This is a genomic window from Kitasatospora sp. NPDC096204, from assembly GCF_044763205.1.
Lineage (GTDB): Bacteria > Actinomycetota > Actinomycetes > Streptomycetales > Streptomycetaceae > Kitasatospora.
The window spans coordinates 81,251-104,749 of the sequence record NZ_JBIWFT010000028.1; the positions used below are offsets into that span (position 1 = coordinate 81,251).

Below are 23,499 nucleotides of genomic sequence, written 5' to 3' on the forward strand. Positions count from 1 at the left end.
TCCTCGCCGAGGCCGCCGAACTGCTCGACGACGCCCGGGCGCGGACGGTGCGCACGTCCTGGGCGCCGACGGTGCTACTTCTGCCAGCCGATGGTCTCGGGCAGCGGGCTGTAGAAGATGGTGGCACCGACATTGGCGAGGCCCTTCCGGATCCCGTAGGTGGAGGGTCCGCTGTAGAGCGGCAGGAAGGCGTACTGCTGGAGGGCCTTCTGCTCGACCTTGTTGACGGCCGCGATCTGCTCGCCGAGATCGGCGATCTCCCCGGTGGCGCGGATCTCCCCGTCCAGCTCCGGGGTGCCGGCTCCGGTGATGTTGGAGTCACGGTCCGAGCAGTAGAAGTCGCACAGGTACCGCGCGCCGAAGGGGTCCGTCGAGCGGTTGCCGGAGACGAACAGGTCGAAGCGGCGGTCGCTGAGCACCTTGGAGAAGTCGTTCTCGGAGACCTTGTTGATGTCCACCTTCACGCCGACAGCCTTGAGCATCGCGGTGAACGCTCCGGCGGTGGCCTTCTCGATGGGGTCGTCGCCGAGCAGGGTGTAGCCGAGTGCGAGCTCCTTGCCGTCCTTGGTGCGGATGCCGTCGGCCCCGGGCTTCCAGCCGGCCGCGTCCAGGGTCTTCCGCGCCTCCTGGGGGTCGTACTTCAGTACGGCGGCGACGTTGTCCTGGTAGCCCTGCTGGAAGCTGTAGAGCACCGCCGAGCCGGGCAGCGGCTCGGTGTAGTCGAGGCCCTGGAAGCGGATCTTCGCTATCTGTGCGCGGTCGATGCTCTCCTGCACCGCCTTGCGGACCTGGATGTCACCGAGGAGGGGCGACTTGGCGTTGAGGTACAGCGAGTACTCGAAGGGACTGCCGCCGCGGCGGACCTCGGCGTCCTTGACCGTCTTCACCTGCTTGAGGCTCTCCGCGGCCACGGCGGACGTGTAGTCGAGTTCGCCGTTCTTGAAGGCGTTGATCGAGGCGGCGCTCTCCAGGTTGACGTAGACGCGCTTGTCGAGCTTGCCCGTCCGGCCCCACCAGCTGGGGTTGCGCACGAAGGTGATGTTGCCGGAGTGGGCGTCCCAGGTGCCCACGGTGTACGGTCCGGTGCCCCATTCGGGGTGGGCCGTCTTGACGTACGCCTTGTTGAAGTTGTCGACGGTGGCGGCCTGGGGGTGCAGGAAGGTGGTGAACAGCGCGGACCAGGAGGCGTTGACGCCCTTGAAGGTGATGACCGCCTGCTTGTCGTCCGCGCCCGGGGTGACGGAGGTGATGCGGTCGTAGCCGTCGGTGGAGGAGGCCGCGTAGTCCTTGTTGGAGCCGTTGTTGGCCTTCCAGGTGGCCTCGATGGCCCGCCAGTCGATCGGGGTGCCGTCGTTGAACACGGCCTTGGGGTTGAGGGTGATGACGACCTTCTGGTCGCCGCCCTCGACCGAGACCTTCACGTCGCTGTAGTAGTCCGGGTTGTACTGGACCTCGCCGGTGGGCGAGTAGGTGATGGCGTCGGCGTTGTACCAGGACCAGATCCGCAGCGCGTTCAGGGTGCCGTTGACGTTGAAGGGGTTGCCCTGCTCGTCGAAGGTGCCCGAGGTGGTGTAGGTGCCGCCGTCCTTGATGTTCTCGTACGGCTGGGGGTTGTAGTCGGTGACCGAGGACGCGGCCTTGGCGGCGTTCTTGGCGTCCTGCCCGGGGGAGTTGCCGGAGGAGGAGCACGCGGTGGCGGCGACCGAGACGGCCGCGACGAGTGCGAGGGGCAGGGCGAGCTTGCGACGCATGGGATGTCCTTGATGGGAATCGGTGAGAAGGGGCGAGAAAGGGGAGGCGGCGGGCGAGGGAGGGGCGGGAGTCAGACCGCGTGGCAGGCGTACTGATGGTCGGAGCCGTCCGGGGCGGCGACGGTCGCCGGCCGTTCGGTGCGGCAGCGCGTGCGTACGCTCTCGTCGGCCTCCCGGTACAGCGGGCAGCGGTCGACGAACACGCAGCCCTCGGGCAGCCGGGCGGCGCTGGGCTGCTCGCCCGCGAGGACGATCCGCTCGCGGTGGCGCTCGCGCTCCGGGTCGGGCACCGGGATCGCCGACAGCAGGGCCTTCGTGTACGGGTGCCGGGGCCGGGCGAAGATCTCCTCGGTGGCGCCGGACTCGACGATGTGCCCGAGGTACATCACCGCGATGCGGTCGGAGAAGTAGCGCACCACGGCCAGGTCGTGGGCCACCACCAGGTAGGCCAGGCCCAGTTCGCGCTTCAGCCGGGCGAGCAGGTTGATGATCTCGGCCTGCACGGAGACGTCCAGGGCGGACAGCGGCTCGTCCAGGGCCAGCAGCCTCGGCTCGCGGGCCAGGGCGCGGGCGATGCCGACGCGCTGGCGCTGGCCGCCGGACAGGGCGGCGGGGAAGCGGTCGCCCATGGCGCGGTCCAGGCCCACCAGGTCCAGCAGCCGGGGGACCCGGGACCGGATGGCCGTCCGGTCGGCGCCGGCGGCCTGGAGCGGTTCGGCCAGCAGGTCGAAGACGGTCAGCCGGGGGTCCAGGGCGTCCGTCGGATCCTGGAGGACGATCTGGACGTCGCGCCGCAGCTCGCGCACCTGGGCCGCCGACCGCAGCGTGGCGACGTCGGTGCCGGCCACTTCGATGCGGCCGCCCTCGGGGGCGCGCAGCCGTAGCACCTCGCGCAGTGTGGTGGTCTTGCCGCTGCCGGATTCCCCCACCAGGCCCAGGGTTTCGCCGGCGCGCAGTTCGAAGCTGACGTGGTTGACCGCGTGCAGGGTCCCCACCCGGCGCTTGAGCAGGGCCCCCTTGGTGACGGGGAACGTCTTGACCAGGTCCTCGACGCGCAGGACCACGTCGCCGGCGGTCCGCGCCCCGGAGCCGGCCGGTGGTACGGGGGCGGCCTCCCCGGCCGGGTCGAGGCTTCCGTCGGCGATCTCCTGCGCGCGGTGGCAGGCGACGCGGCCGGGCCAACCGGCTGGTGCGGTCAGGTCCGGTTCGGTGGTCCGGCACACGTCCCGGGCCACCGCGCAGCGGGGCGCGAACGGGCAGCCGCCGGGCAGGTCGGCCAGGGACGGCGGCTCCCCGCCGATCGGGATCAGGGGCCGTTCGACACCGCTGTCCACGGTCGGGACGCTGGCCAGCAGGCGGGCGGTGTAGGGCATCGTGGGACGGCGGAAGAGCTCGTCGACGCCCGCGTGCTCGACGATCCGTCCGGCGTACATGACGGCGACGTCGTCGGCGTGGCCGGCCACCACGCCCAGGTCGTGGGTGATCAGGACGAGACCGGCGCCGGTCTCCCGCTGGGCCAGGCGCAGCACGTCGAGGATCTGGGCCTGGACGGTGACGTCGAGCGCCGTGGTGGGCTCGTCGGCGACGAGCACCGAGGGCTTGTTGGCGATGGCCAGGGCGATGACGACGCGTTGGCGCATGCCGCCGGAGAACTCGTGCGGGAACGACTTGGCGCGTTCGCGGGGGTCGGGGATGCCGACCAGGTCGAGCAGTTCCACCGCCTGTTCCCAGGCGTCCTTCCTGGACAGCTCCCGGTGCACGCGCAGGGCCTCGGCGAGCAGTCGGCCGACGCTGAAGATGGGCGTGAGCGCGGACAGCGGGTCCTGGAAGACCATGCCGATGTCCTTGCCGCGCACTCGGGAGAGCTCCTTGTCGTCCATCGCCGCCAGGTCGCGCCCGCCCAGCAGGATCCGGCCGCCGAGCCGGGCGGTGGGCGGCAACAGGCCCATGACGGCGAGGGCGGTGGCGGATTTGCCGGAGCCGGACTCGCCGACGATGCCCAGGGTGCGTCCGGGCAGGAGGTCGAAGTCGACGCCGCGCACGGCCTCCACCGGTCCGGCCTCGGAGGGGAAGGAGACGCGCAGGTCGCGTACGGACAGGACGGGTGCGGGCCCGGTGCGGGGGGCGGGTGCGAGGGTCATCGTCGGCCTCCTGCCGCGCCGGTGGTGGACGTGGGGTCGAGGGAGTCGCGCAGGCCGTCGCCGACGAAGGTCATCGACACGGTGAGCAGCACGGTCAGCCCGGCGGGGAAGGCGAAGAGCCAGGGGGCGCTGGTGATGGTGCCCGCGCCGTCGGCGAGCATCGTGCCCAGCGACACGTCCGGGGTCTGGACGCCGAAGCCGAGGAAGGACAGGGCGGTCTCGCTGAGCACGGTGGAGACCACGCCCAGGGTGAGGTTGACGATGAGCAGGGAGCCCAGGTTGGGGATGATGTGGCGCACCACGATGCGCAGGGGGCGCACGCCCATGAACTCCGCGGCGCGCACGTAGTCGCGCTCGCGCAGGGACGTCGACACCGACCAGACCACGCGGGCGGTGGACATCCAGCCGAACACCGTCAGGACGAGGATGAGGACCCGCCAGTCGCCCGCCAGCCGGTGCGAGACCAGGGCGAGGACGAGGAAGGAGGGCACGATCAGCAGGAAGTGGACGAGGGCGAGGGTGGCCTTCTCCACCCGGCCTCCGAAGTAGGCGGCGCCCGCGCCCACGACCGCGGCGATGGCGACGGTCAGCAGGGACACGGTCACCGCGATCACCAGCGAGCGCTGGAGCCCGTGCACGGCGGCGGCATAGACGTCGTTGCCGCCCTGGTTGGTGCCGAACCAGTGCTCGGCGCCGGGGGACTGGGTCAGAGCCGAGAAGTCGGCGTCCGCGTAGCCGTACGGGGTGAACAGGCCGCCGAGCGCGCTGAACAGCACGAGCAGCAGGAAGATCACCACACCGGCGACGGCGGTCCGGTTGCGCAGGAAGCGGCGCAGGTAGAGGCGGCGCCGGCCCAGATAGCGCCTGTCGTGCCCGTCATGGCTGTTGTGCCCGTCGTGCCCGTCGTGCTCGGTGAGCAGCGGATCGGCGGTTGGCCCGGGGGCGGTGGCGAGGACGCCTTCGGAGGTCCCGTCGGGACTCACAGGGGTGCCCATCTCAGTTCACCCGCACTCTCGGGTCGAGGAGAACGGTGGCGATGTCCGCGAGGATCGCGCCGATCGCGGTCAGGGCGGCGGCGAAGGCGGCGGTCGCCACGGTGCCGTGCACGTCGTTCTTGTTGATGGTCTGGATGAAGTACTGGCCCATGCCGTTCCAGCCGAAGATCGTCTCCGTGAGGACCGCGCCGGTGAAGACGGCCGGGATGCTGAAGGCCACGGACTGGGCGGTGGGGATCAGGGCCGTGCGCAGGGCGTGCCGACGGATCGCCTGGGCGCGGGTGAGCCCGGTGGCCCGGGCGGTGCGCACGAAGTCGGAGCCGATGACGTCCAGCAGCAGGGAGCGCTGGGTGAGGTGGTAGCCCACGTACCCCGTCAGGGTGAGCGTCAGCGTCGGCAGGATCAGGTGCAGCAGCCGGTCGCCGATCGTCGCCCAGAACCCTTCCACGTCGGGTGAGTTCTCCCCCGCGACGTACAGGAAGTGCCAACCCGCGTGTTCGTTCAGCCCGATGGCCAGCAGCACCAGGGCGAGGGCGGCGATGGACACCGGGACGTTGAAGAGCGCCATGGACAGCGCCTGGGCGGCCCGGTCCCGCCAGCCGTACTGGCGCGAGGCGGTGTGGACCGCGAGTGCGACGCCGACGACGACGGACAGGATCGTCGCGCCGATCACCAGTTCGGCGCTGACCAGGGAGCGGTGGCCGATCTCCCCGTTCACCTGGACCCCGACCGGGGAGCGGCCCCAGTCGAAGTGCAGGGCCACCCCGGTCAGCCAGTCCCACCAGCGGTGCAGCAGCGGCTCGTGCGGGTCGAGGTTGTACGGGGCCAGGGCCCGGGAGATCTGCTCCTCGGTGCGGACCGGGCGCAGCTCCTTGAAGTTCGAGCGCGGGTCGAGGAACCAACTGGCCAGGAAGTACGTGGCGTTGGTGGCCACGGCGATCACCAGGAACCAGCTCACCGCCCTGCGGGTCACATACCGGAGCACGGACGGCACCTCCCCACCGGATGCGGCGGGTGAGGCTCGGGAGCGCCGGGTCTGGGGCAGGTACGCATGCGGGTGGAACTTCCTCGATCCAAGGGGTGGTTGCACGACCGTGCAGTGGCCAGTCTGTGCGTGGGCGACCCGTGACACCAGGGATCAAGGCATCTGGACACGAAGACGAAACACCCCCGCAGCAGACGGAGGTGTTCGCGTCACGTTCCCGTCGAATTCGCAGGTGGGAGGGGTCGTAGGGGCCGCACCGCCGGTCGGTCATGCCCGGTCGGTCATCCCCGGCCGGTCGCGATCCGGCCCAGCAGGGCGGCGAGTCGCCGGGGCAAGGAGAGGCGTCTCGGCCGACGCGACGGCGCGTGCCAGCCGGTGCAGGGCGGACTCGGAATCCGACCCCGGCACCGCCGTGTACGCCACGATCACCAGGTCGGGATGGTCGGCAGGGTGCAGCGCCGACGCGGACAGCCGCAGCGGGCCGCTCACCCGGGGGGAGGCGAGCAGCAGCGTCGCATGGGTCTGTTCCAGCACCACCTGCTCGTCCCAGAACCGCCGGAACACCGGGCTGTGCTCGCGCAGTTCGCCGATCTCGCGGGCGAGCGCGGCATCCCGGGGCCGTTTGCCGACCTCGGTGCGCAGCAGGCCCACGGTCTCCCGGGCCTTGGCCTCCCAGTCGACGTAGAGCCGGCGCACGCGCGGATCGGTGAAGACCAGTCGGCCGACGGTGCGCTCCTGCGGGCGCAGGCGCCCGAAGTCGAGGAAGACGGCGGCGGCGAGCCGGTTCCAGGCGAGGACGGCGCCGCGCGGGCCGACCAGGTACGCGGGGGTGAGGGCCATCGAGTCGAGTACCGCTTGCAGGTCCGACCGTCGATCGTCCGGAAGGCGGGGCACGTCGGTGCCGGCGGGCCGGGCCAGGCTGCGCAGGTAGCGGCGTTCCCCCGGGCTGAGCCGCAGGGCCTCGCAGACCGCGTCGAGGATGCCGTCGGAGACGCATGAGGCGTTCCCCCGCTCCAGGCGGGTGTAGTGCTCCACGCTCATCGCCGCGAGGTCGGCGACCTCCTCCCGGCGCAGTCCGCTGACCCTGCGGGTGCCGTGGACGGGGAGTCCGACCTCGTCGGGATGCAGCCGCGCCCGCCGGGAGAGCAGGAAGTCACGGAGTGCTTCGGCGCGGTCCATGTCCGTGATTGTCGTCGTACGCACAACTCCCGTCCAGAGGGCCCGAGCACGGCTTTTGCGGCTCTGCCAGGTCAGACCGTGACCTCCCCGGCGTCCCCTTCCGTGGCCCACTCTCGTGCTGCCGCCTCCGGTCGGGGGCGGCGGGGGCCACATGCCCCTGTTCCGACACCGTTCGGCCGGCCCCGGCAGGGCCGGCCCATCAGGAGAGGGGTCCATCCATGGCCACCAGCACCACTGTCGGCGCCACCGCCCGCCCCGGAAAGCGGCGCGCGGCCGTCGCCCTCGCCGGCCTGGTCGCCTTCGTCGGCCTCGGCGTGGCGACGGCGACCACCGCCTCGGCGGAGGACAAGCCGAGGGGCTGCTACGTCGAGGTCTACTACCACGGCGCTTGGCACAAGGTTCAGGTCAAGTGCGCCTGAGCCACTGACAGACCCGTCCCGCGCACGGGGTGGGATCGGTCGATTCCCGGTGGCGCAGGGCGGTGTGAAGCGGTGCGGGGCCTCCCCGTACCGCTTCACGCGCCGGGCGGTCGGCCTGTCGGCCTGTCGGCCTGTCGGCCTGTCGGCCCGGAACGACCCGGCGGTGGAGCCCGGCGGCCGACCTGTCGGTCCGGCACAAGAGCAGCCGCCGGCGCGGCCGCAGCGGTCGGTCCGGCTGCCGTTCGCCTGTGTGGAGGGCATGGACGACGTCCTTGTACGGGCCGTCGTACACCGACGGGCACGCGCCGATCCTCCAGCCGGTCACGGCCGAGAACGTCGGTGGACTCCACGGCTTCGCGATGCCGGGCCGGGAGCGCCACAGCACGTGGGGCCGGGAAGAGGCCTCGGGCACTTCCACGCCCGGGATCACTGGCATCCCGTCCGCCGTGAGGTGCGGGGCCGTCACGGCATGGGCCCTCACGGGCGGTCCCGGACGGCTACCGGTCGATGGACGGGGACTCGGGTGGGCTTTCAAGCCGGTCGGTCGCCGGGTAGGGATCCCTGGCAGCCGGCCCGAATCCGAGGAGGACTCGCATGTTCACCACCCGTCCGACCCTGCAGGGCACCTTCGGCATGGCGGCCTCGTCCCACTGGCTGGCCACCGCGACGGCGACGGCGGTCCTGGAGGACGGCGGGAACGCCTTCGACGCCGCCGTGGCCGCGGGGTTCACGCTCCAGGTCGTCGAACCGCACATGAACGGCCCGGCCGGCGAGGTGCCGATCATCCTCGCCCCGGCCGGGGGACGGCCGCAGGTGCTCTGCGGCCAGGGCGGAGCACCCGCCGCGGCCACCATCGGGCACTACACCGCGCTCGGCCTGGACGAGGTGCCCGGCACCGGGCCGCTGGCCGCCACCGTTCCCGGCGCCTTCGACGCCTGGCTGCTGCTGCTCCGCGACCACGGCACCAAACGGCTGTCCGAGGTGCTCCGGTACGCCATCGGGCATGCGGAACACGGCTACCCGGCGCTGCCGGCCATCGGGGCGACGGTCACGGCGGTCCGCGAGCAGTTCGAGCGGCACTGGCCGAGCTCGGCCGCGCTCTACCTGCCGGACGGCCGTCCGCCGGCCGCGGGCGCGCTGCTGCGCAACGTCCGTCTCGCCGATACCTGGAGGCGGTTGCTGGCGGAGGCGGAGGCCGCCGGGGCGGGGCGGGAGCAGCAGATCGACGCGGCGCGGCAGGTCTGGCGACAGGGGTTCGTCGCGGCCGCGCTGGCCGAGTTCGCCGCGCGCCCGGCGATGGACACCTCCGGCGTGCCGCACGCCGGGGTGCTCACGGGCGACGATCTCGCGGCCTTCGAGGCGACGTACGAGGAGCCGGTCAGCCACGAGTGGGGCGGCTGGACGGTCTGCAAGCCCGGACTGTGGAGCCAGGGGCCGGTCTTCCTCCAGCAACTCGCCCTGCTGCCGGACGACTTCGGGTCGAAAGGCCCGCGGTACGGCGGAGCGGAGTACCTCCACACGCTGATCGAGGGCGGCAAGCTGGCCATGGCCGACCGGGAGGCCTGGTACGGCGACAACCCCGAACACGCCGGCGTCACCGCGGCCGACCTGCTCGACCCCGCCTACAACGCCGAACGCCGGTCGCTGATCGGCGAGTTCGCCTCCGCCGAGCTGCGCCCCGGCCGACCCGGCGGTCGGCCGCCACGACTCGGCCGGCGCGCCGTCGCCGCCCCCGGGGCCGGTGACTGGGCGATGGCGCTCGGCGACGGCGAGCCGACCGTCACCGGACCCGGCGGCCCCGGCGGCCCCGGGGATCCGCGGGGCCAGGGTGGTTTGACCACCGCCGCCGACGGGGCCACCAACGGCGACACCTGCCACGTCGACGTGGTCGACCGCTGGGGCAACATGGTCTCCGCCACCCCCAGCGGCGGCTGGCTGCAGTCCAGCCCCGTCGTCCCGGACCTGGGATTCCCGCTCGGCACGCGACTCCAGATGGCGCGGCTCGAACCGGGACTGCCCAACTCCCTCACCCCCGGCCGCCGTCCGCGCACGACGCTGTCCCCCTCGCTGGCACTGCGGGACGGCGAGCCGGTGCTGGCCTTCGGCACACCCGGCGGCGACGCCCAGGACCAGTGGACCCTGCACTTCTTCCTGGCCGTCGCCCTCCGCCCGGCCGTGCGCGGCGGCCTCGACCTCCAGGGCGCCGTCGACGCCCCGAACTGGCACCAGGAGAGCTTCCCGTCCTCCTTCCACCCCCATGCCATGGACCCGGCCCGGGTCGTCGTCGAGGCGCGGATCGGCGACGCCGCCATCGCCGAGCTGCGCCGACGCCGGCACCGGGTACGGGTCGCCGGGCCGTGGAGCGAGGGCCGCGTCTGCGCGGTGGCCCGCGATCCGCGCACCGGGCTCCTGTCGGCCGCCGCGGACCCGCGGGGGATGCAGGCCTACGCGGCCGGACGGTGACGGGCGCCGCCGGAACGTTCGGCGGCCGACAGGAGCCTGTACCGCCCAGCGCGTCCATCAGGGCGAGCACGTCCAGCGTCACCGCCGACTGCTGGGCGTTGCGCATCGAGTGGTCGGACAGGAAGCGGGAGGTGCCGTGTCCGCGCAGGTAGGGGACGATCACCCGGTAGCCCTGGGCGGCGAGCAGCGGGGCGACGTCGACGTAGCTGTGGATGTCGTACGGCCAGCCGTGCAGGCAGATCACCGCAGGGCCGTCGGTGGGGCCGTCCTCGACGTAGCCGACGTCCAGGAGGCCGGCCCGGCATCCGTCCTGTGACGGTGTGTCGATGGCCGCCGGGCGCGCGCCCGGGCCCCGTACCGTCGGCGGACGGTACGGGGCCCGGGGTTGGGCAGGGGTCCTACATCAGCTTCCAGAGCTGGCCGCCGCCCACGCTCCGGTCGCAGTTGTACGCGCCCAGCTGGACGCCCTGGGAGTCGGCGCTGAGGCAGCCACCGTTGGGGTAGCCGTTCTGCATGTTGTAGACGCTGCGGATGCGGTACCAGCCGTTGCCGTAGTCCTCGAAGCGCCAGAGCTGGTTGGTGCCGCCGTTGTCCTGCACCAGGTGGGTGTGCCAGTCGTTGGGGATGACGTCCATCAGCATCTTGCCGCGGAAGTCGGTCTCGATCTGCCAGTTGCCGTTGCCCCTGTCCCACAGCGCCCACTTCTGGGCCTCGGAGCCGTTCGGCCCGTACGCCCAGATCTTGTTCCCGGCGAAGGTCTTGCCGTCCGCGAGGTCGACCGCGAGGCCGTTGTCGGAGATCAGCGAGACCACCTTGCCGTGGGCGGGCTTTCCGGCCGCCCCGCGGTTGCGGGCGTCGGCCGCGTCGTGGGCGGACTTCTGGATGGTGGTGGGGAACCAGTAGGTGTACTTGTCGGTGGTGCTGCCCGCCGTGCCGGTGGAGTGGGTGAAGCCGTAGTGCCGCCAGTTCTGGTAGCCGTAGGCGCCGTTGTTGCTCCACACCTGGCCGTCGCCGTCGAAGATGTACACGTCGTACAGCGCCGTCTCCTCGGAGCCCCCGTCGTACTTGACGGTGCCGAAGCAGTTGGCCTTCTGGAGGATGTTCTCCGAGAAGCCCTTGCCCGCTCGGACGATGCTGATGTTGTACTCGCCCTTGGTGATGTACTCCAGGTTCTTCTCCAGGCTCTCCACGAACCCGGCCTGGTTCTCGCGGAGTTGGGCGGCCTTGTTGGCCTCGTCGATGAGCGACTTGATGAACTGGGCGCCCGAGAAGATGCCGCCGAGCAGTGCGCCCGGGTCGATGCCCCCGGCTCCTCCCGAACTCCTCGTGATGGGCCCCGGCTGCGATACGACGGGCGTGCTGATCCCGCCGACGAACTGGCGGCACTGCACCCCGCTGGTGATGTCGGCGGAGGCCGTGGTCGGCGTGACGAAGGTGAGGCCGGCGGCTGCCGTGACGGCGGCGGCCACGGTTCCGAGAACCTTGCGGAGCATCATGTGCGTCTTCCTGGGAGTCGTCTGCCGGGCGCCGTCCGGCGGCCCGCTTCGGGAACGGGCATGACTCTGGCGGGCGGCGGTAGACGCGTGGTGGACGGTGCGGCGGGCGGGTGCGAGGACGATCGTCGCCCTGCGATCCAGCTGCGTTGATCGGTCGTCTACCGTCCAGTGCTTCGCAGACGACGGCCCCGCACCGCCGGCGGAGCGTGACGGCTTCGTCATCCGAACCGTTCATGTCGGACCTGCCCAGCACGTCCAGTACGAACTGACCCCGCTCGGCCGGAGCCTCCTTGATCTGCTGGAAGCGGCACGTGCCTGGGCAGAGGCACACCTGCACGAGGTCATCGAGGCACGCGAAGCAGCATCGCCCGCCGGCCGCACCAGCTGATTCAGCAGTGCTGCCGCACTCGCGGTGATCTCATCCGGCGCCGTCACGGCGATTGCGCGACACTTCGACATACGAGCCCACCAGTCTCACGACCGTGTACCTGGTGTCGTCCGCGGCTGCCTCAGGAAGCGGGCGCCGGGCAGAAATCCGCCTCCAGCTCGGCGGTGAAGACCCCGATCGGCGATCCCCAACTTCCCTTGGCCCAGTCGCCGTTGACCTCGGTGGAGAGCAGGTGGCGGCCGTCGCGCGTCCCGAAGGTGTAGGACCAGGACCCGTTGATCGCGCCGCCCATGCCCCACACCGTGCCGCAGGACAGCTCCTGTGAGGCGACGCCCAGGCCGTACCGGGTGCCCGGGATCCAGTTTCCCCGCGTGTCCAGCATGGTGAACATCTCGCCCTGCTGGGCGGGCGGCAGCAGCCGTCCTTCGAGCAGGGCGCGGAAGAAGGTGGTGAGGTCGCCGGTGGTGGAGATCATGTCGCCGGAGCCGTACCCCCAGGAGGGGTTGAGCTCGGTCACGTCGTAGACCGGGGCGTCCTCCTTCCGCTCCATCAGCGTGGAGTAGTGGCGGCCGTGCGGGCCGTGGATGCGCGGGTCGCCGGCGGTCGCCTCGTAGGTGCTCTTGAGGTGGAGCGGCTTGGTGATCCGCTCGGCGATCTCCTGGGCGAGACTGCGGCCGGTGGCCTTCTCCACGATCATCCCGGCCAGCGCGTAGTTGGTGTTGGAGTAGGCCCAACCGGTCCCCGGGGCGAACTTCGGGCCGTTGGCGACGGCGGCCTCGACGAGCTCTCGCGGCGTGAGGTCGTCGAACCGGTGCCGCAGGAACGGCGTGCCGACGAAGCGGCTCGTGAACTGCGGGGCGTCGACGTAGTTGTAGACGCCGCTGGTGTGGTTCAGCAGCTGGTGGACGGTGATCCGGGAGCCGTCGTAGCCGTGGCCGTCCACCAGGCCGGGCAGCCAGTGCTCGACGCTGTCGTCCAGGCCGAGCCGCTGCTCGGCCGCCAGTTGGAGGACGACGGTGGCGACGAAGGTCTTGGTGGTGCTGCCGATCCTGAACCGGTCCTTCGGCGCCATCGCGCGGCCGGTGTCCAGGTCGGCGGTGCCGGCCGTCCCGAACCAGGTCGAGTCGCCGTCGCTGACCTCCGCCCGGGCTCCCGGCAGACCGGCCTCGGACACCGCGCGGTCCAGCACCGAGTGGACTCCGCCGTGCGGGCGCTCGGCGGCGGAGGCGGCCGGGGTGGCCGCGGTGGCGGAAGCGGCCGGCCCGGCGGCCAGCAGGGTGCCGACGAGGGCGGTGGTGAGTGCGGTGCGGGCGGTGGTCTTCACGGTGGTCTCCCCCTGAGCGCGGTCGGTTTCACTGACGAGGAAAAGGCTAGGTCCGTATTCACCGATCCCTCAATGCCATGACGGTCCTCCAGGCTGGAACTCCCAGTTGAGAAGCGATAATTCCTTGCAATGACAGTGCCGACTAATGCAATGGAACCGGCGCCGGACTGTTGCAATGGGATCGGTGGCGCCGCATACTCGGCAGCGACGAGAGGAGCGCCCGTGCCAGGCGCCAGACTGACCCGGGAAGAGCGCCGCCTGATCGCCGCGGGGCTCACCGCGGGGCTGGGCTACGGGGAGATCGCCCGGCAGCTCGACCGCCCCACCTCCACGGTCACCCGCGAGATCGCCCGCAACGGCGGCCCGTCCGGCTATCGGGCGGACAACGCGCAACGCGCCGCCGTACGGCGTTCCCGGCGGAGCAGGGCCGCCCCGCCCCGGGTGCCGGAGGGCACCGCCGGCCCCGGCGACGGCCGCGATCCGGTGGCGGTGGAGGAGTACGCGGCGGGACTGGCCGAGCTGCTGGCGCACCTCGGCATGCCACGCATGGTCGGCCGGGTCCTCGCCTGCCTCTACGTCACCGACCGGGGCAGCCTGACCGCCGCCGAGCTGGTGCAGCGGCTCGGGGTGAGCCCGGCGTCGGTCTCCAAGGCGATCGGCTACCTTGCGGACCAGGAGCTGGTGCGGCGCGAACGGGACGGCGGCGCCCAGCGCGAGCGCTACGTCGTCGACGACGACATCTGGTACCGGTCCCTGCTCGCGAGCGCCCAACGCAACGCCCTGCTGGCCGAGTTCGCGCGCGACGGTGCGGACCTGCTCGGCCCGGACACCCCGGCCGGCGCGAGGATGGCCGAGGGCTCGGCCTTCCTGGAGCACATGGGGGCGGACATCGCCCGCGCCGCCCAGCGGAGGCGACGGCAGCGGGCCCGCGACACGGGCACCGAGGCCGGCGAGCCCCGGGGGTGAGCCCGCCCCGGGCACACGCGACGACGGACCTGCCCCAGACGAGCCCGAGCCACCACCAGTCCTCGATCGGTGCGAGTACCAGTGGCCCCGTTTCCAAGCCTGCGACCGGACGATCCACCGGATGTGTCCGGATACGATCCTACGGTGACCAGCCCCTCCGCGGATCCCGCACCGTCCGGCTCCGAACTCGTGCTGTGCGGAGGCATTCCCGCCGGTTTCGGGGCGCGCCTGTTCGCCTCGGCGGCGGCGCGCACCGTCTTCGCCCGGCCCCACGGAATCGGCCAGCGCTGGCAGGCCACGCCGGCCGGCCTTCGGAGTGCCGCCGAACTCGGCCGGGCGGGCCGACGACCCGCCAACTCGCTGGCCCCGGACGGCTTCCAGTTCGGCGCACCCACCCGGGCCGAGGTGGCCGTAGGTCGCGAGCGGCCAGAGTCCGTCATGGTCACCCGGGTGGAACCGCTGTACGACGTCCACGAGGCGCAGGAGTCGGACGCCGAACCGACTGCTGACCGCCTGGCCGAGGACCGGCGGTCGGCGTCCCGATGGGCGGCCGAGGTTCTGGCCGACCCGAACGCCGTGATCATGTCGGTCTCCTCGATCGGTGAACCGCCGCGGCACACCACCCGTCCGCTCCAGGCGCTCTCCTCATGCGAGTTCACCGTCGCCGACACGGCGGGCTCCGTGCTCTGGCGCCAACTGGTCAACCCGGAATGGGGCCGGCTGCCGCAGCGCGACCTCGCCGCGTGGGGGCTGTCCGCCGACCAGGTCGCCGACGCCCCGCCGTTCAAGGAAGTCTCGCCGTCCCTGATCGAGGCGATCAGCGGCAAGCGCGTCGTCCTGTTCGGCAGGAGCCGCGCCTACGCCTCCCTCTTCGGGGACTTCGAGTACGAGATCCTCCGCGACCGGGCCCCCGACGGGGACGTCTTCCTCGATCATCTGGAGATCCTCTCGACGCTCGGACGCTCCTGGTGGGAGTGCGCGCAGCTCAACGCCGCCGCCTTCTTCGGCGAGTGGAACGCGGCCACCGGCGCGTACGTGGTGCCCGCCGATCCGGCGGAAGGCCGGTCCGGGCCCGCCCGCTGCCGGGCGATCGCCGACCTCCTGCGCACCATGGCCACGCCCACCCGGTACCGGGACCTCGACCGGACCGCACGCGAGACCACCGCGGCCGGCCGCTCGCACCGGGCCCGGCCTCGCGTCGGCACCCAGCTCTCGCGCAGCGCCGCCGCCCGCCAGGCCGTCCTCGAACGCAGCCTCGGCGCCTGCGAGAACCCCTCCTGCCCCAGCCCCCGCTACACCTCGGACCGCTCCGTCAGTGGCGACTACCTCCTCGAAGTCGACCACGTCGACGACCACGCACGCGGTGGCGCCGACCTCCCCGAGGCGATGATCGCGCTCTGCCCGAACTGCCATGCCGTCAAGACGCGCGGAACCACCGGCGAGCAAATGCGCGAGGTCTTCCGCAGAGCGGCACGGGATAGGCACCGCCACGTCCTCGGGCAGGCCTGAACGCCTCCCCGGCCGCACGGCCCGGACCTCCCGAGGCTCCCGTCGCGCGGGTACCAGTCGGCGAAATCCCTCGTCCCGCCACAACCCGTCGAGACGGTCACGCACCCACATCGCCGTTGTGCCACCGGGGTTGCTGGCCCGCGCCATCCGTGCGTCAATACTGGGACCTCGGCGCACGCCCGGGGACGGACCGACATCGCGCACCTCTCGGAAGCCTCGCGGCCTCGTGCGCCCGTGAGGCCGGCGCACCACCGTGATCACCTGCAGCCGAACAGCGAGATCCCCGACCGAGTCAAGCCGAGACGAGCCCAGGAGCAGGAGCATGGCGTCCTTGCGAGGAGATGTCGCCGTCGTCACCGGCGCTGCCAGCGGTATCGGCCGGGCGGCGGCCCTGCGGCTGGCCCGGGCGGGTTGGGCGGTCGCGGCCCTCGATGTGGACGCGGCCGGTCTCGATCGTCTGGCAGCGGAGGCGTCCGGGGTGCGCCCGTTCGTCTGCGATGTCACGGACGGGACGGCCGTCGCCGCCGTGGTCCTCGACGTGGGGCGGGAGTTGGGCCCGCCGCGCCGGCTGGTGCACTGCGCGGGTGCCGCCGGGATGGGGCGGCTGCTCGACCGGGATCCGGCGGACACCCTTCGCGTGATGGACACCGTGTACGGCGGCACACTGCGGGTGGTGCACGCGGTGGTGCCGTCGATGGCGGCCCGGGGCGGGGGAGAGGTGGTGCTGTTCGGGTCGATCGGCGGCTGGGTGCCGGTCCCGCTGGGCGGCGGGTACGGCGCGGCGAAGGCGGCGGTGCACTTCCTCGCCGAGATCGTCGCGGCGGAACACCGTGCGGAGGGCATCAGGGTCCTGTGCGTCTGCCCGCCGGCCGTGGAGACGCCGATGCTGGACCGGATCCGTGTCGAGACCCCGCAACTGCTCGGCCCGCGCCGGGGACTGAGTGCCGAAGCGGTGCTGGATTCGATGGACCGGGCGCTGGCGCGTGGCCGGTCGTGGGCCTTTCCGGGGCGTGGGACCCGGGCTCTGTGGACGGCCCGTCGGCTGGCGCCCGGGGCGCTCAGCGGGATCGTCGCCCGGGTGCTGGTCGGCAAGTAGGGGGCCGGCCGCGGCTACCGGCACCGCCCCGAGGCGCGGCTACCGGCACCGCCCCGAGGCGCGGCTACCGGTACCGCCCCGAGGCCGCGCAGAAGTCGACGCAGCCGCGCATCAGCGAGCGCAGGTCGGCCACGTGGCGGTGTACCGGTGTCCGCCGCTCGACGGCGATCCGGAGCCGGTCGAGCAGGCGCGGCAGGTCGGCCTCGGCCCGGAGGAAGGCGTCGGTGTGCTCGCGGGCCATCGAGTGGATCCGGGTGAGGGCCTGTTCGCGGGTGGCGCCGTGCCGTTGTTCGAGGACGATCACCAGGTTGTGCCGGTCGCCGGCGGCCTCCTCCTTCGCCAGGGACTGGACGTCCTGGGTGATGTTGATGACCTGTGCGGTGAGGTGGCGCATCCTCCGCAGGAGGCCGCTGTCAAGGACGTCGTCCGGGACCTCGTACCGGCCGCAGCGCTCGGCGGCGTCCATCTCCAGGCGGGCGGCGCCGGTGACTTCGCGCAGGGCGAGGTACTCGTCGACGTCGAGGAGGACGTGCTCGCGCCGCTGCTCGCAGCGGGTGAGGTAGGCGGCGAACCAGTGTTTCCAGTTCGCCCCGGTGCGTGCGACGAACGCGGGTGACATCCCCTCGCACCACCGGCGCCAGATGTCGGCGAAGGCACGGATGTGCGGGTCGTCGGTTCGCGGGCCGTCGGACCGCGGGGCGGGTGAGTCGAGGACGGCGGTGAGGGAGGCGAAGAACGCCTCGGCCCGCCCCGGGGTGCCGATGAAGTCCGGGTCGTCCGGGAAGTCGTTCCAGATCGACCACCAGGAGACCCAGTCCGCGACCAGTTCGAGCCCGTCACGGGCGGCGTCGGGATAGCTCAGGCAGGCGAACAGCGCCATGTCGTACCGGTCGTGCCGTCGCAGGGCCGCTGCGTCCGGGGCCAGACCCGTCCGCTGGACCCAGCCCCGGCTGTGCGCTCGCGCCCGGTCGTGCCAGGGGCTGATCCGGTACGGGAAGGGGAGGTCGAAGGGCCACAGCCGGGGCTCCTCGTGGTGGGCCCCGGGCTCGGGTAGGACGACCGGCAGGTCACGCTCCACCGCTCCGGGCCCCTTCCGTGCGGGTGATACCAACCATCCCCTGCCCACCAGGGGCGAAAGGAAGGACTCGGCCGGCTCGCCGGTCGGGGCCTTCGTCGCCTCGCGGGCACAGTCGCCGAGACCGCCCCCGTACTATTCCCTATCTGGTCGCCACCTGGCTGTACAAGAGGGCGACCCCCTCGTCGCCTGAAACAGGAGTTGTCCGTCCTTGCCCTCCCTCACCCCGACCGAGGCCTCCTCGCGTCCTGTCCGTGTGCTGCTGGTGGAGGACGACGACCTGATGCGCCGCTCCTTCACCGTCGCGCTGGAGCGCTACGGCTACGAGATGACGGCCGCGGCGGACGGCCTCACCGGGCTGGAGCTGTTCCGGGACGAGCGGTTCGACCTGCTGATCCTGGACGTGATGCTGCCCGGGCTGGACGGGATCGGCCTGTGCCGCAGGGTCCGGGAGACCAGCCTGGTGCCGGTGCTGATGATGTCCGCGCGCGGTGACGGGCTCGACGTCGTCGCCGGGCTGGAGGCCGGGGCGGACGACTACGTGGTCAAGCCGGTGGACACGTACGTGCTGGTGGCGCGAATCCGCTCGCTGCTGCGGCGGGCGACGTACGCGCCCGCTCCGGCGCCCTCGTCCGCGGCATCGGACGGGGAGGTGCTCGTGTTCGGGGACCTGGCCGTCGACACCGCCGGTATGGAGGTGTCCGTCTGCGGGAAGCCGGTGGCGCTGACCCCGACCGAGCTGAAGGTGCTGCTGGAGTTCGCCGCCCACCCCGGGGTGGTGCTGGAGCGGCACACCCTGCTGCGCAACGTCTGGGAGTACGGCTGGGACGGCGACAGCCGGGTCGTCGACCTGTGCGTGCAGCGGCTGCGCCGTAAACTCGGCCGGGACCGGATCGAGACCGTGCGCGGCTTCGGCTACAAGCTCAGGCGCTGACCATGCCGCGTACGTTTCTCCGGCGCTGGGCCTCCCTGCGGTGGAAGATCGCCGCGCTGGCCGCCGCCACCGCCTGTCTGGTCGCGGTGGCGGTCGGGGTGCTGGTGCACCTGTGGACCGCGCAGGACATCCGCGCCCGGGCCGGGGCACGGGCCTTCAACGCGGTGTACTCGGCGATGGACGTCTACCGGCGCACGGGTGTACTGGTGGACGGGCCCGAGCTGGACCCGGCGGAGCTGCCCGCCGAACTGCGCCACCCGGCCGACGGCAACCGGCACACCGCGTACGACGGACGGGTGGCGGGGAACGACGGACCGACCGTCTGGGCCGCCCAGCGGACCGGCGGACCGGGCAGCCCGGTGCTGGCGTTCCGGGTCAACATGGGCCCGGAGCTGTCGAACCTGCCCAGACTGGACGCGGCCATGGTGGTCGCCTCGCTGCTCGCCCTCGCGCTCGCCGCGCCCCTGGCCGGGTACGGCGCCTCGCTGCTCGCCCGCCGGCTGGGCCGGGTCGCCGAGGCGGCCGGGCGGATCTCCGCCGGGGACCTCGACGCCCGTACCGGGCCGACCAAGGGGCACGACGAGGTGGCGAGCATCGCGGCGACGGTGGATGCGATGGCCGACAGCCTCGGCCGGCGGCTGCGCACCGAACGGCAGTTCACGGCGGACGTGGCGCACGAGCTGCGCACCCCGGTGGGCGGACTGCTGGCTGCCGTGGACCTGTTGCCGACGGGGGAGACGGAGGATCTGATCCGGGGCCGGGTGCGGGACCTGCGGGGGCTGGTCGAGGACCTGCTGGAGGTCTCCCGCCTGGACGCGGGGGCGGAGCAGCCGGTGCGGGCCCGGGTGCCGCTCGGAGAGGTCGTGCGGGAGGCGGTGGCACGGACCGGGTTCGAGGCCGAGGTTCGCGTGAAGGAAGCGGCGTCGGTGGAGACCGATCCCCGGCGGCTTGAGCGGATCGTCGGGAACCTCGTGGTGAACGCCCACCGGCACGGGGCCGCTCCGGTGCTGGTCAGCGTCGAGGGACGGACGGTCGTCGTGCGCGACCACGGCCCCGGCTTCCCCGCGGAGCTGCTGCGGGAGGGCCCGCGCCGGTTCCGGACCGGGGACGCCGGGCGGGGCACCGGGCACGGCCTGGGGCTGACCATCGGGGTGGGGCAGGCGCGGGTGTTGGGCGCGGAGTTGAGCTTCGCCAATGCGGCGGGCGGCGCGGGGGACACCGGCGCGGGGGACGGCGGGGCGGTGGCCACACTGCGACTGCCGCCGGGCTGAGCCCCCGGCTGCTACCCGACTGCTGCGAAGCAGAGCGGGAACCGATGCACGGCGGGCCAGGACGCCGATACATCGGTTGGACACCCTTCGAAGTGCAGTGATTCGCACTTCGGACAGGAGCCCCCAACATGACCGCCAACCCGCTCGCCCCGCACACGACAGCGGGGATCGCCGCCGCGACCGCCGACCTGACCAAGGTCTACGGCAGCGGCGACACCCGGGTCACCGCCCTGGACGGGGTCAGCATCGCCTTCCGGGAGGGCGAGTTCACCGCGATCATGGGCCCGTCCGGCTGCGGCAAGTCCACCCTGATGCACTGCGCCGCCGGGCTGGACACCCCCACCTCGGGCTCCGTCCGGATCGGGACGACGGAGCTGGGCGGCCTGGGCGACCGGCAGCTCACCCGACTGCGGCGCGACCGGGTCGGGTTCATCTTCCAGGCGTTCAACCTGCTGCCCACGCTGACCGCGCTGGAGAACATCACGCTCCCGCTGTCGCTGGCCGGGCGCAAGCCCGACCGGGAGTGGCTGGACCGGGTGGTGTCGATGGTCGGGCTCTCCCAACGGCTCGGCCACCGTCCGGCCGAGCTGTCCGGCGGGCAGCAGCAGCGCGTCGCGGTCGCCCGGGCGCTGGTCGCCCGCCCCGCGATCGTGTTCGGCGACGAGCCGACCGGCAACCTCGACTCGCGGGCCGGCGCCGAGGTACTCGGCTTCCTGCGGGACTCCGTGGGGGAGCTGGGGCAGACGGTGGTGATGGTCACCCACGACCCGGTGGCCGCCGGGTACGCGGACCGGGTGGTGTTCCTCGCCGACGGGCGGCTGGCCGGCGAGATGGCGCACCCGACGCCGGACCGGGTGCTGGACGTCCTGCAGCGTACTTCCGGGGGGAACCCCCAGTCCTCCGCCTTCGCGCGCTGAACCGCTCCCACCTCCGATACTTCCGAAAGCCGCTCATGCTGACCTCAGCCCTGCGCAACGTGCTGGCGCACAAGGCACGCCTGCTGATGACCGTCCTCGTGGTCTGCCTCGGTGTCGCGTTCGTCTCCGGCACCCTCGTCTTCGCGGACTCCACCGCCGCCGCCCACCGTGCCGCCGCGTCGCGGAACTTCGCCGACATCGCGGTCACCGTCACCCCGAAGGAGTCACCCGCCGCCCCTGACCGGCCGAGCGTGCTGACGGATGCGCTCGCGCGCCGGCTCGCCGATGTGCCCGGAGTGACGGCGGTACGGCCGTCGGCGGACGGCAGCGCGGTGCTGAACGCGGCCGACGGCACGCCGCTGCGGGTCAAGCAGGGGACGAACCTCGCGGCTTCGTACGATCCGGCGCGCCACCCCTTGGCCGAGGGCCGCGCGCCGGCTGCCGAGGGCGAGATCGCCGTCGACCGGGGCACGGCGGCCGCCGGCCGCTTCCACCTCGGCGACACGGTCACGCTGGCCACCGACGGCCCGGTGCTCACCGCGCGTCTGGTCGGCATCGTGACCACCCGGGACACCCGGGTCACGGCCGGCGGCACGCTCACCCTCCTCGATCGGGCGACGGCGCAGAAGCTGTTCGCAACTCCCGGGCACTACACCGGCATCGACGTGTCAGCCGGGCCGGGGACCAGTCAGTACGAGCTGGCGCAGCGGATCGAGGGGATGCTCCCGGCCGACCAGGCCGAGGCCACCACCGGGCAGGCACAGGCCGACCAACAAGCCATCTACGTCGGCACATTGACCCGCGGCTACCAGAAGATGCCGATGGTCTTCGCCGGCGTGGCGCTGTTCGTCGGCTCGTTCCTGGTGGTCAACACCTTCACCATGCTGGTCGCCCGGCGCACCCGGGAGATCGCGCTGCTGCGGGCGGTCGGCGCGACCCGGCGCCAGGTGGTGCGCTCGCTGCTGGCCGAAGCCACGGTGGTCGGCGTCGTGGCGTCGGCGCTGGGGTTCGCGCTCGGGCTCGGCATCGCCTCCGTGCTGCCGGACCTGCTGAGCGGCGACGGGAACCGGCTGCCGCAGGGCCCGCTGGTGATCGGGGCCCGGCCGGTGGCGGCGGCACTGTCCGTCGGGGTGGGGGTGACGGTGCTGGCCGCCTGGCTGCCGTCGCGCCGCGCCGCGCGGATCGCGCCGATCGAGGCGCTGCGCTCGGTGACCCAGCCCGCCGAGCGCTCGCGGCTGCGCACGGCTGCCGGGGCGGGGCTGCTGCTGCTCGGTGTCTGCCTGCTGGTCGTGCTCGCGGGCTCGGCGAAGGACGCCTCGGAGGAGAACCTGCGCAGTGCGATGCTCGGCTGCGGTGTCCTGGTCGTGGCCCTGATCCTGCTGGCGCCGGTGCTAGCGCCGCCCGTGATCCGGCTGACCGGGCGCCTCACCCACCGCTTCGGCATCGCCGGCCGCCTCGCCCGGCAGAACGCGCTGCGCGACCCCCGGCGTACGGCGGCCACCGCCGCGACGCTGCTGATCAGTACGGCGCTGGTCAGCGGGCTCGCCACGATCGGCAGCTCGACCGGGCAGGCGCTGGACCGGCAGGCGGCGGACGGGCTCGGGGCCGACTACGTGATCAGCACCGGCAACACCGTGACCGGCATCGACCCGGCGGCCGTCCAGCGGGTGGCCGGTACGCCCGGCGTGCGGACGGCGAGCGCGGTCGCGGACTCCACGGCGGTCATGGGCGGCAAGGTGCGGGAGATCTCCGGCGTCGACCCCGGCTCCGTCGATCAGACCATGAAGCTCGACTTCCTGAGCGGCTCGCTCAAGGACCTCGGGCCCGGCCGGATCGCCGTCTCCGGCAGCGTCGCCCGGGAGACCGGGGTGGGCGAGGGCGGCCGGATCAACGCCCGGATGGGCCGGGGCGAGGGGATCACCGAGTACACCGTGGTGGGCGTCTACCGGGACAACCCCACCGCCCACGAGGTGCTCGGCGACCGCGGCGAGGTGCAGCGCAACGGCTTCAAGCCCGGCTCCGTCCAGCGGCTCCTGGTACGGGGAGACAGCGTCTCCGAGGGCGCGCTGCGCACGGCGGTGGGCGACAACCCGCTGCTGAAGGTGCAGGACCAAACCGCACTGGTGCGCGAGGCCGCAGGGACGATGAGCGACCTGCTCACCCTGATGTACGGGCTGCTCGCGATCGGCGTGGTGATCTCGGCCCTCGGCATCGTGAACACCCTGGCCATGTCGGTCGCCGAGCGGACGCGGGAGATCGGGGCGCTGCGGACCCTCGGCATGGACCGCCCCGGCATCCGTCGGATGATCCGCCTGGAGGCCGTGACGGTCGCGGCCTTCGGCACCCTGCTGGGCCTGGCGGGCGGCCTGTTCGGCGCCTGGGCGGTCGGCGCCCTGGCCGGCGGCGCGATGGAGCGGTACGCCTTGGTGCTGCCCTGGGGCACGCTCACCCTCGTCTGCCTGGCCTCCCTCGCGATCGGAGCGGTCGCGGCGGCAGCCCCGGCCCGAAGGGCGGCCGCACTGAGTCCGCTGGAGGCGGTCGCGGAGGCGTGACCGCGGGGGCGCGACTGCGCCCTTCACGAAGGGCCCGA

At 72.7% G+C, this 23,499-nt stretch carries 18 protein-coding genes and 1 pseudogene; 10 read left to right on the plus strand and 9 right to left on the minus strand.

The genetic code is table 11. From position 1 onward, the window contains the following. Positions 1 to 74: 74 nt before the first annotated feature. The 5 genes from ACIQ87_RS27425 to ACIQ87_RS27445 all read right to left on the minus strand — a co-directional run bounded on the left by ACIQ87_RS27425 (position 75) and on the right by ACIQ87_RS27445 (position 7,051). Complete coding sequence (locus ACIQ87_RS27425; protein WP_402411284.1) at positions 75 to 1,751, minus strand: ABC transporter family substrate-binding protein; 1,677 nt, start codon at positions 1,749 to 1,751, stop codon at positions 75 to 77. Positions 1,752 to 1,822: 71 nt separating this feature from the next. After that, positions 1,823 to 3,892, minus strand: coding sequence for a dipeptide ABC transporter ATP-binding protein (locus ACIQ87_RS27430; protein ID WP_402411286.1), 2,070 nt, complete (start codon positions 3,890 to 3,892; stop codon positions 1,823 to 1,825). Next, entirely contained in the window at positions 3,889 to 4,749 is an 861-nt protein-coding gene (locus ACIQ87_RS27435; RefSeq protein WP_402411393.1) for an ABC transporter permease, read from the minus strand. The genes ACIQ87_RS27430 and ACIQ87_RS27435 overlap by 4 nt, the downstream gene beginning before the upstream one ends. Before the next feature lie 139 nt (positions 4,750 to 4,888). Further along, positions 4,889 to 5,872, minus strand: a complete 984-nt coding sequence (locus ACIQ87_RS27440; RefSeq protein ID WP_402411289.1) for an ABC transporter permease — start codon at positions 5,870 to 5,872, stop codon at positions 4,889 to 4,891. 267 nt (positions 5,873 to 6,139) lie between these two features. Then, positions 6,140 to 7,051 (minus strand): helix-turn-helix domain-containing protein, encoded by a 912-nt coding sequence (locus tag ACIQ87_RS27445; RefSeq protein ID WP_402411292.1) that lies wholly within the window; start codon positions 7,049 to 7,051, stop codon positions 6,140 to 6,142. A 218-nt stretch (positions 7,052 to 7,269) separates the two neighbouring features. Here ACIQ87_RS27445 and ACIQ87_RS27450 point away from each other — a divergent pair, with 218 nt between their 5' ends. Next, positions 7,270 to 7,470: a hypothetical protein gene (locus tag ACIQ87_RS27450; protein ID WP_402411295.1), complete on the plus strand. Its 201-nt coding sequence runs from the start codon at positions 7,270 to 7,272 to the stop codon at positions 7,468 to 7,470. A 594-nt stretch (positions 7,471 to 8,064) separates the two neighbouring features. Beyond that, on the plus strand, positions 8,065 to 9,933 hold the full coding sequence (locus tag ACIQ87_RS27455) for a gamma-glutamyltransferase family protein (RefSeq protein WP_402411298.1): 1,869 nt from the start codon (positions 8,065 to 8,067) through the stop codon (positions 9,931 to 9,933). 46 nt (positions 9,934 to 9,979) lie between these two features. Here the strand turns inward: ACIQ87_RS27455 and ACIQ87_RS27460 are convergent. Continuing rightward, positions 9,980 to 10,237: pseudogene (locus ACIQ87_RS27460) on the minus strand (alpha/beta fold hydrolase); the annotation flags it as partial. Positions 10,238 to 10,331: 94 nt separating this feature from the next. Further along, positions 10,332 to 11,429, minus strand: a complete 1,098-nt coding sequence (locus tag ACIQ87_RS27465; protein WP_402411300.1) for an RICIN domain-containing protein — start codon at positions 11,427 to 11,429, stop codon at positions 10,332 to 10,334. Between the two features lie 97 nt (positions 11,430 to 11,526). On the opposite strand from ACIQ87_RS27465, the gene ACIQ87_RS27470 reads away from it, so the two are divergent. After that, positions 11,527 to 11,817 (plus strand): winged helix-turn-helix transcriptional regulator, encoded by a 291-nt coding sequence (locus ACIQ87_RS27470; protein ID WP_402411303.1) that lies wholly within the window; start codon positions 11,527 to 11,529, stop codon positions 11,815 to 11,817. Positions 11,818 to 11,938: 121 nt separating this feature from the next. Here ACIQ87_RS27470 and ACIQ87_RS27475 read toward each other — a convergent pair whose 3' ends face one another. Continuing rightward, complete coding sequence (locus ACIQ87_RS27475) at positions 11,939 to 13,141, minus strand: serine hydrolase domain-containing protein (RefSeq protein ID WP_402411306.1); 1,203 nt, start codon at positions 13,139 to 13,141, stop codon at positions 11,939 to 11,941. Positions 13,142 to 13,363: 222 nt separating this feature from the next. On the opposite strand from ACIQ87_RS27475, the gene ACIQ87_RS27480 reads away from it, so the two are divergent. The 3 genes from ACIQ87_RS27480 to ACIQ87_RS27490 all read left to right on the plus strand — a co-directional run bounded on the left by ACIQ87_RS27480 (position 13,364) and on the right by ACIQ87_RS27490 (position 16,712). Then, positions 13,364 to 14,107 (plus strand): MarR family transcriptional regulator, encoded by a 744-nt coding sequence (locus ACIQ87_RS27480; protein ID WP_402411308.1) that lies wholly within the window; start codon positions 13,364 to 13,366, stop codon positions 14,105 to 14,107. A 144-nt stretch (positions 14,108 to 14,251) separates the two neighbouring features. After that, positions 14,252 to 15,616: an HNH endonuclease gene (locus tag ACIQ87_RS27485; RefSeq protein WP_402411311.1), complete on the plus strand. Its 1,365-nt coding sequence runs from the start codon at positions 14,252 to 14,254 to the stop codon at positions 15,614 to 15,616. Between the two features lie 322 nt (positions 15,617 to 15,938). After that, positions 15,939 to 16,712 (plus strand): SDR family NAD(P)-dependent oxidoreductase, encoded by a 774-nt coding sequence (locus ACIQ87_RS27490; RefSeq protein WP_402411314.1) that lies wholly within the window; start codon positions 15,939 to 15,941, stop codon positions 16,710 to 16,712. A 64-nt stretch (positions 16,713 to 16,776) separates the two neighbouring features. On the opposite strand, the gene ACIQ87_RS27495 is transcribed toward ACIQ87_RS27490, so the two are convergent. Next, the gene (locus ACIQ87_RS27495) at positions 16,777 to 17,790 is read right to left on the minus strand and encodes a hypothetical protein (protein WP_402411317.1); all 1,014 of its coding nucleotides are present in this window, start codon (positions 17,788 to 17,790) and stop codon (positions 16,777 to 16,779) included. Between the two features lie 208 nt (positions 17,791 to 17,998). Here ACIQ87_RS27495 and cseB point away from each other — a divergent pair, with 208 nt between their 5' ends. From cseB to ACIQ87_RS27515, 4 genes are all read left to right on the plus strand, one after another. Beyond that, positions 17,999 to 18,721 (plus strand): two-component system response regulator CseB, encoded by a 723-nt coding sequence (cseB, locus tag ACIQ87_RS27500; protein ID WP_402411320.1) that lies wholly within the window; start codon positions 17,999 to 18,001, stop codon positions 18,719 to 18,721. A 2-nt stretch (positions 18,722 to 18,723) separates the two neighbouring features. Further along, a complete protein-coding gene (locus ACIQ87_RS27505) occupies positions 18,724 to 19,992 on the plus strand; it encodes an ATP-binding protein (RefSeq protein WP_402411323.1) in 1,269 nt (422 codons plus the stop codon). Positions 19,993 to 20,120: 128 nt separating this feature from the next. Beyond that, positions 20,121 to 20,909, plus strand: a complete 789-nt coding sequence (locus ACIQ87_RS27510; RefSeq protein WP_402411325.1) for an ABC transporter ATP-binding protein — start codon at positions 20,121 to 20,123, stop codon at positions 20,907 to 20,909. A 35-nt stretch (positions 20,910 to 20,944) separates the two neighbouring features. Continuing rightward, positions 20,945 to 23,461, plus strand: a complete 2,517-nt coding sequence (locus ACIQ87_RS27515; RefSeq protein WP_402411328.1) for an ABC transporter permease — start codon at positions 20,945 to 20,947, stop codon at positions 23,459 to 23,461. The last annotated feature ends 38 nt before the right edge of the window (positions 23,462 to 23,499 follow it).

Bases quoted from the DNA above. Each gene is read 5' to 3' on its own strand.
- ACIQ87_RS27465 (WP_402411300.1), bottom strand. From the start codon at position 11,429: ATGATGCTCCGCAAGGTTCTCGGAACCGTGGCCGCCGCCGTCACGGCA.
- ACIQ87_RS27445 (WP_402411292.1), bottom strand. From the start codon at position 7,051: ATGGACCGCGCCGAAGCACTCCGTGACTTCCTGCTCTCCCGGCGGGCG.
- ACIQ87_RS27515 (WP_402411328.1), top strand. From the start codon at position 20,945: ATGCTGACCTCAGCCCTGCGCAACGTGCTGGCGCACAAGGCACGCCTG.
- ACIQ87_RS27490 (WP_402411314.1), top strand. From the start codon at position 15,939: ATGGCGTCCTTGCGAGGAGATGTCGCCGTCGTCACCGGCGCTGCCAGC.
- ACIQ87_RS27510 (WP_402411325.1), top strand. From the start codon at position 20,121: ATGACCGCCAACCCGCTCGCCCCGCACACGACAGCGGGGATCGCCGCC.
- ACIQ87_RS27455 (WP_402411298.1), top strand. From the start codon at position 8,065: ATGTTCACCACCCGTCCGACCCTGCAGGGCACCTTCGGCATGGCGGCC.
- ACIQ87_RS27450 (WP_402411295.1), top strand. From the start codon at position 7,270: ATGGCCACCAGCACCACTGTCGGCGCCACCGCCCGCCCCGGAAAGCGG.
- ACIQ87_RS27430 (WP_402411286.1), bottom strand. From the start codon at position 3,892: ATGACCCTCGCACCCGCCCCCCGCACCGGGCCCGCACCCGTCCTGTCC.
- ACIQ87_RS27505 (WP_402411323.1), top strand. From the start codon at position 18,724: ATGCCGCGTACGTTTCTCCGGCGCTGGGCCTCCCTGCGGTGGAAGATC.
- ACIQ87_RS27425 (WP_402411284.1), bottom strand. From the start codon at position 1,751: ATGCGTCGCAAGCTCGCCCTGCCCCTCGCACTCGTCGCGGCCGTCTCG.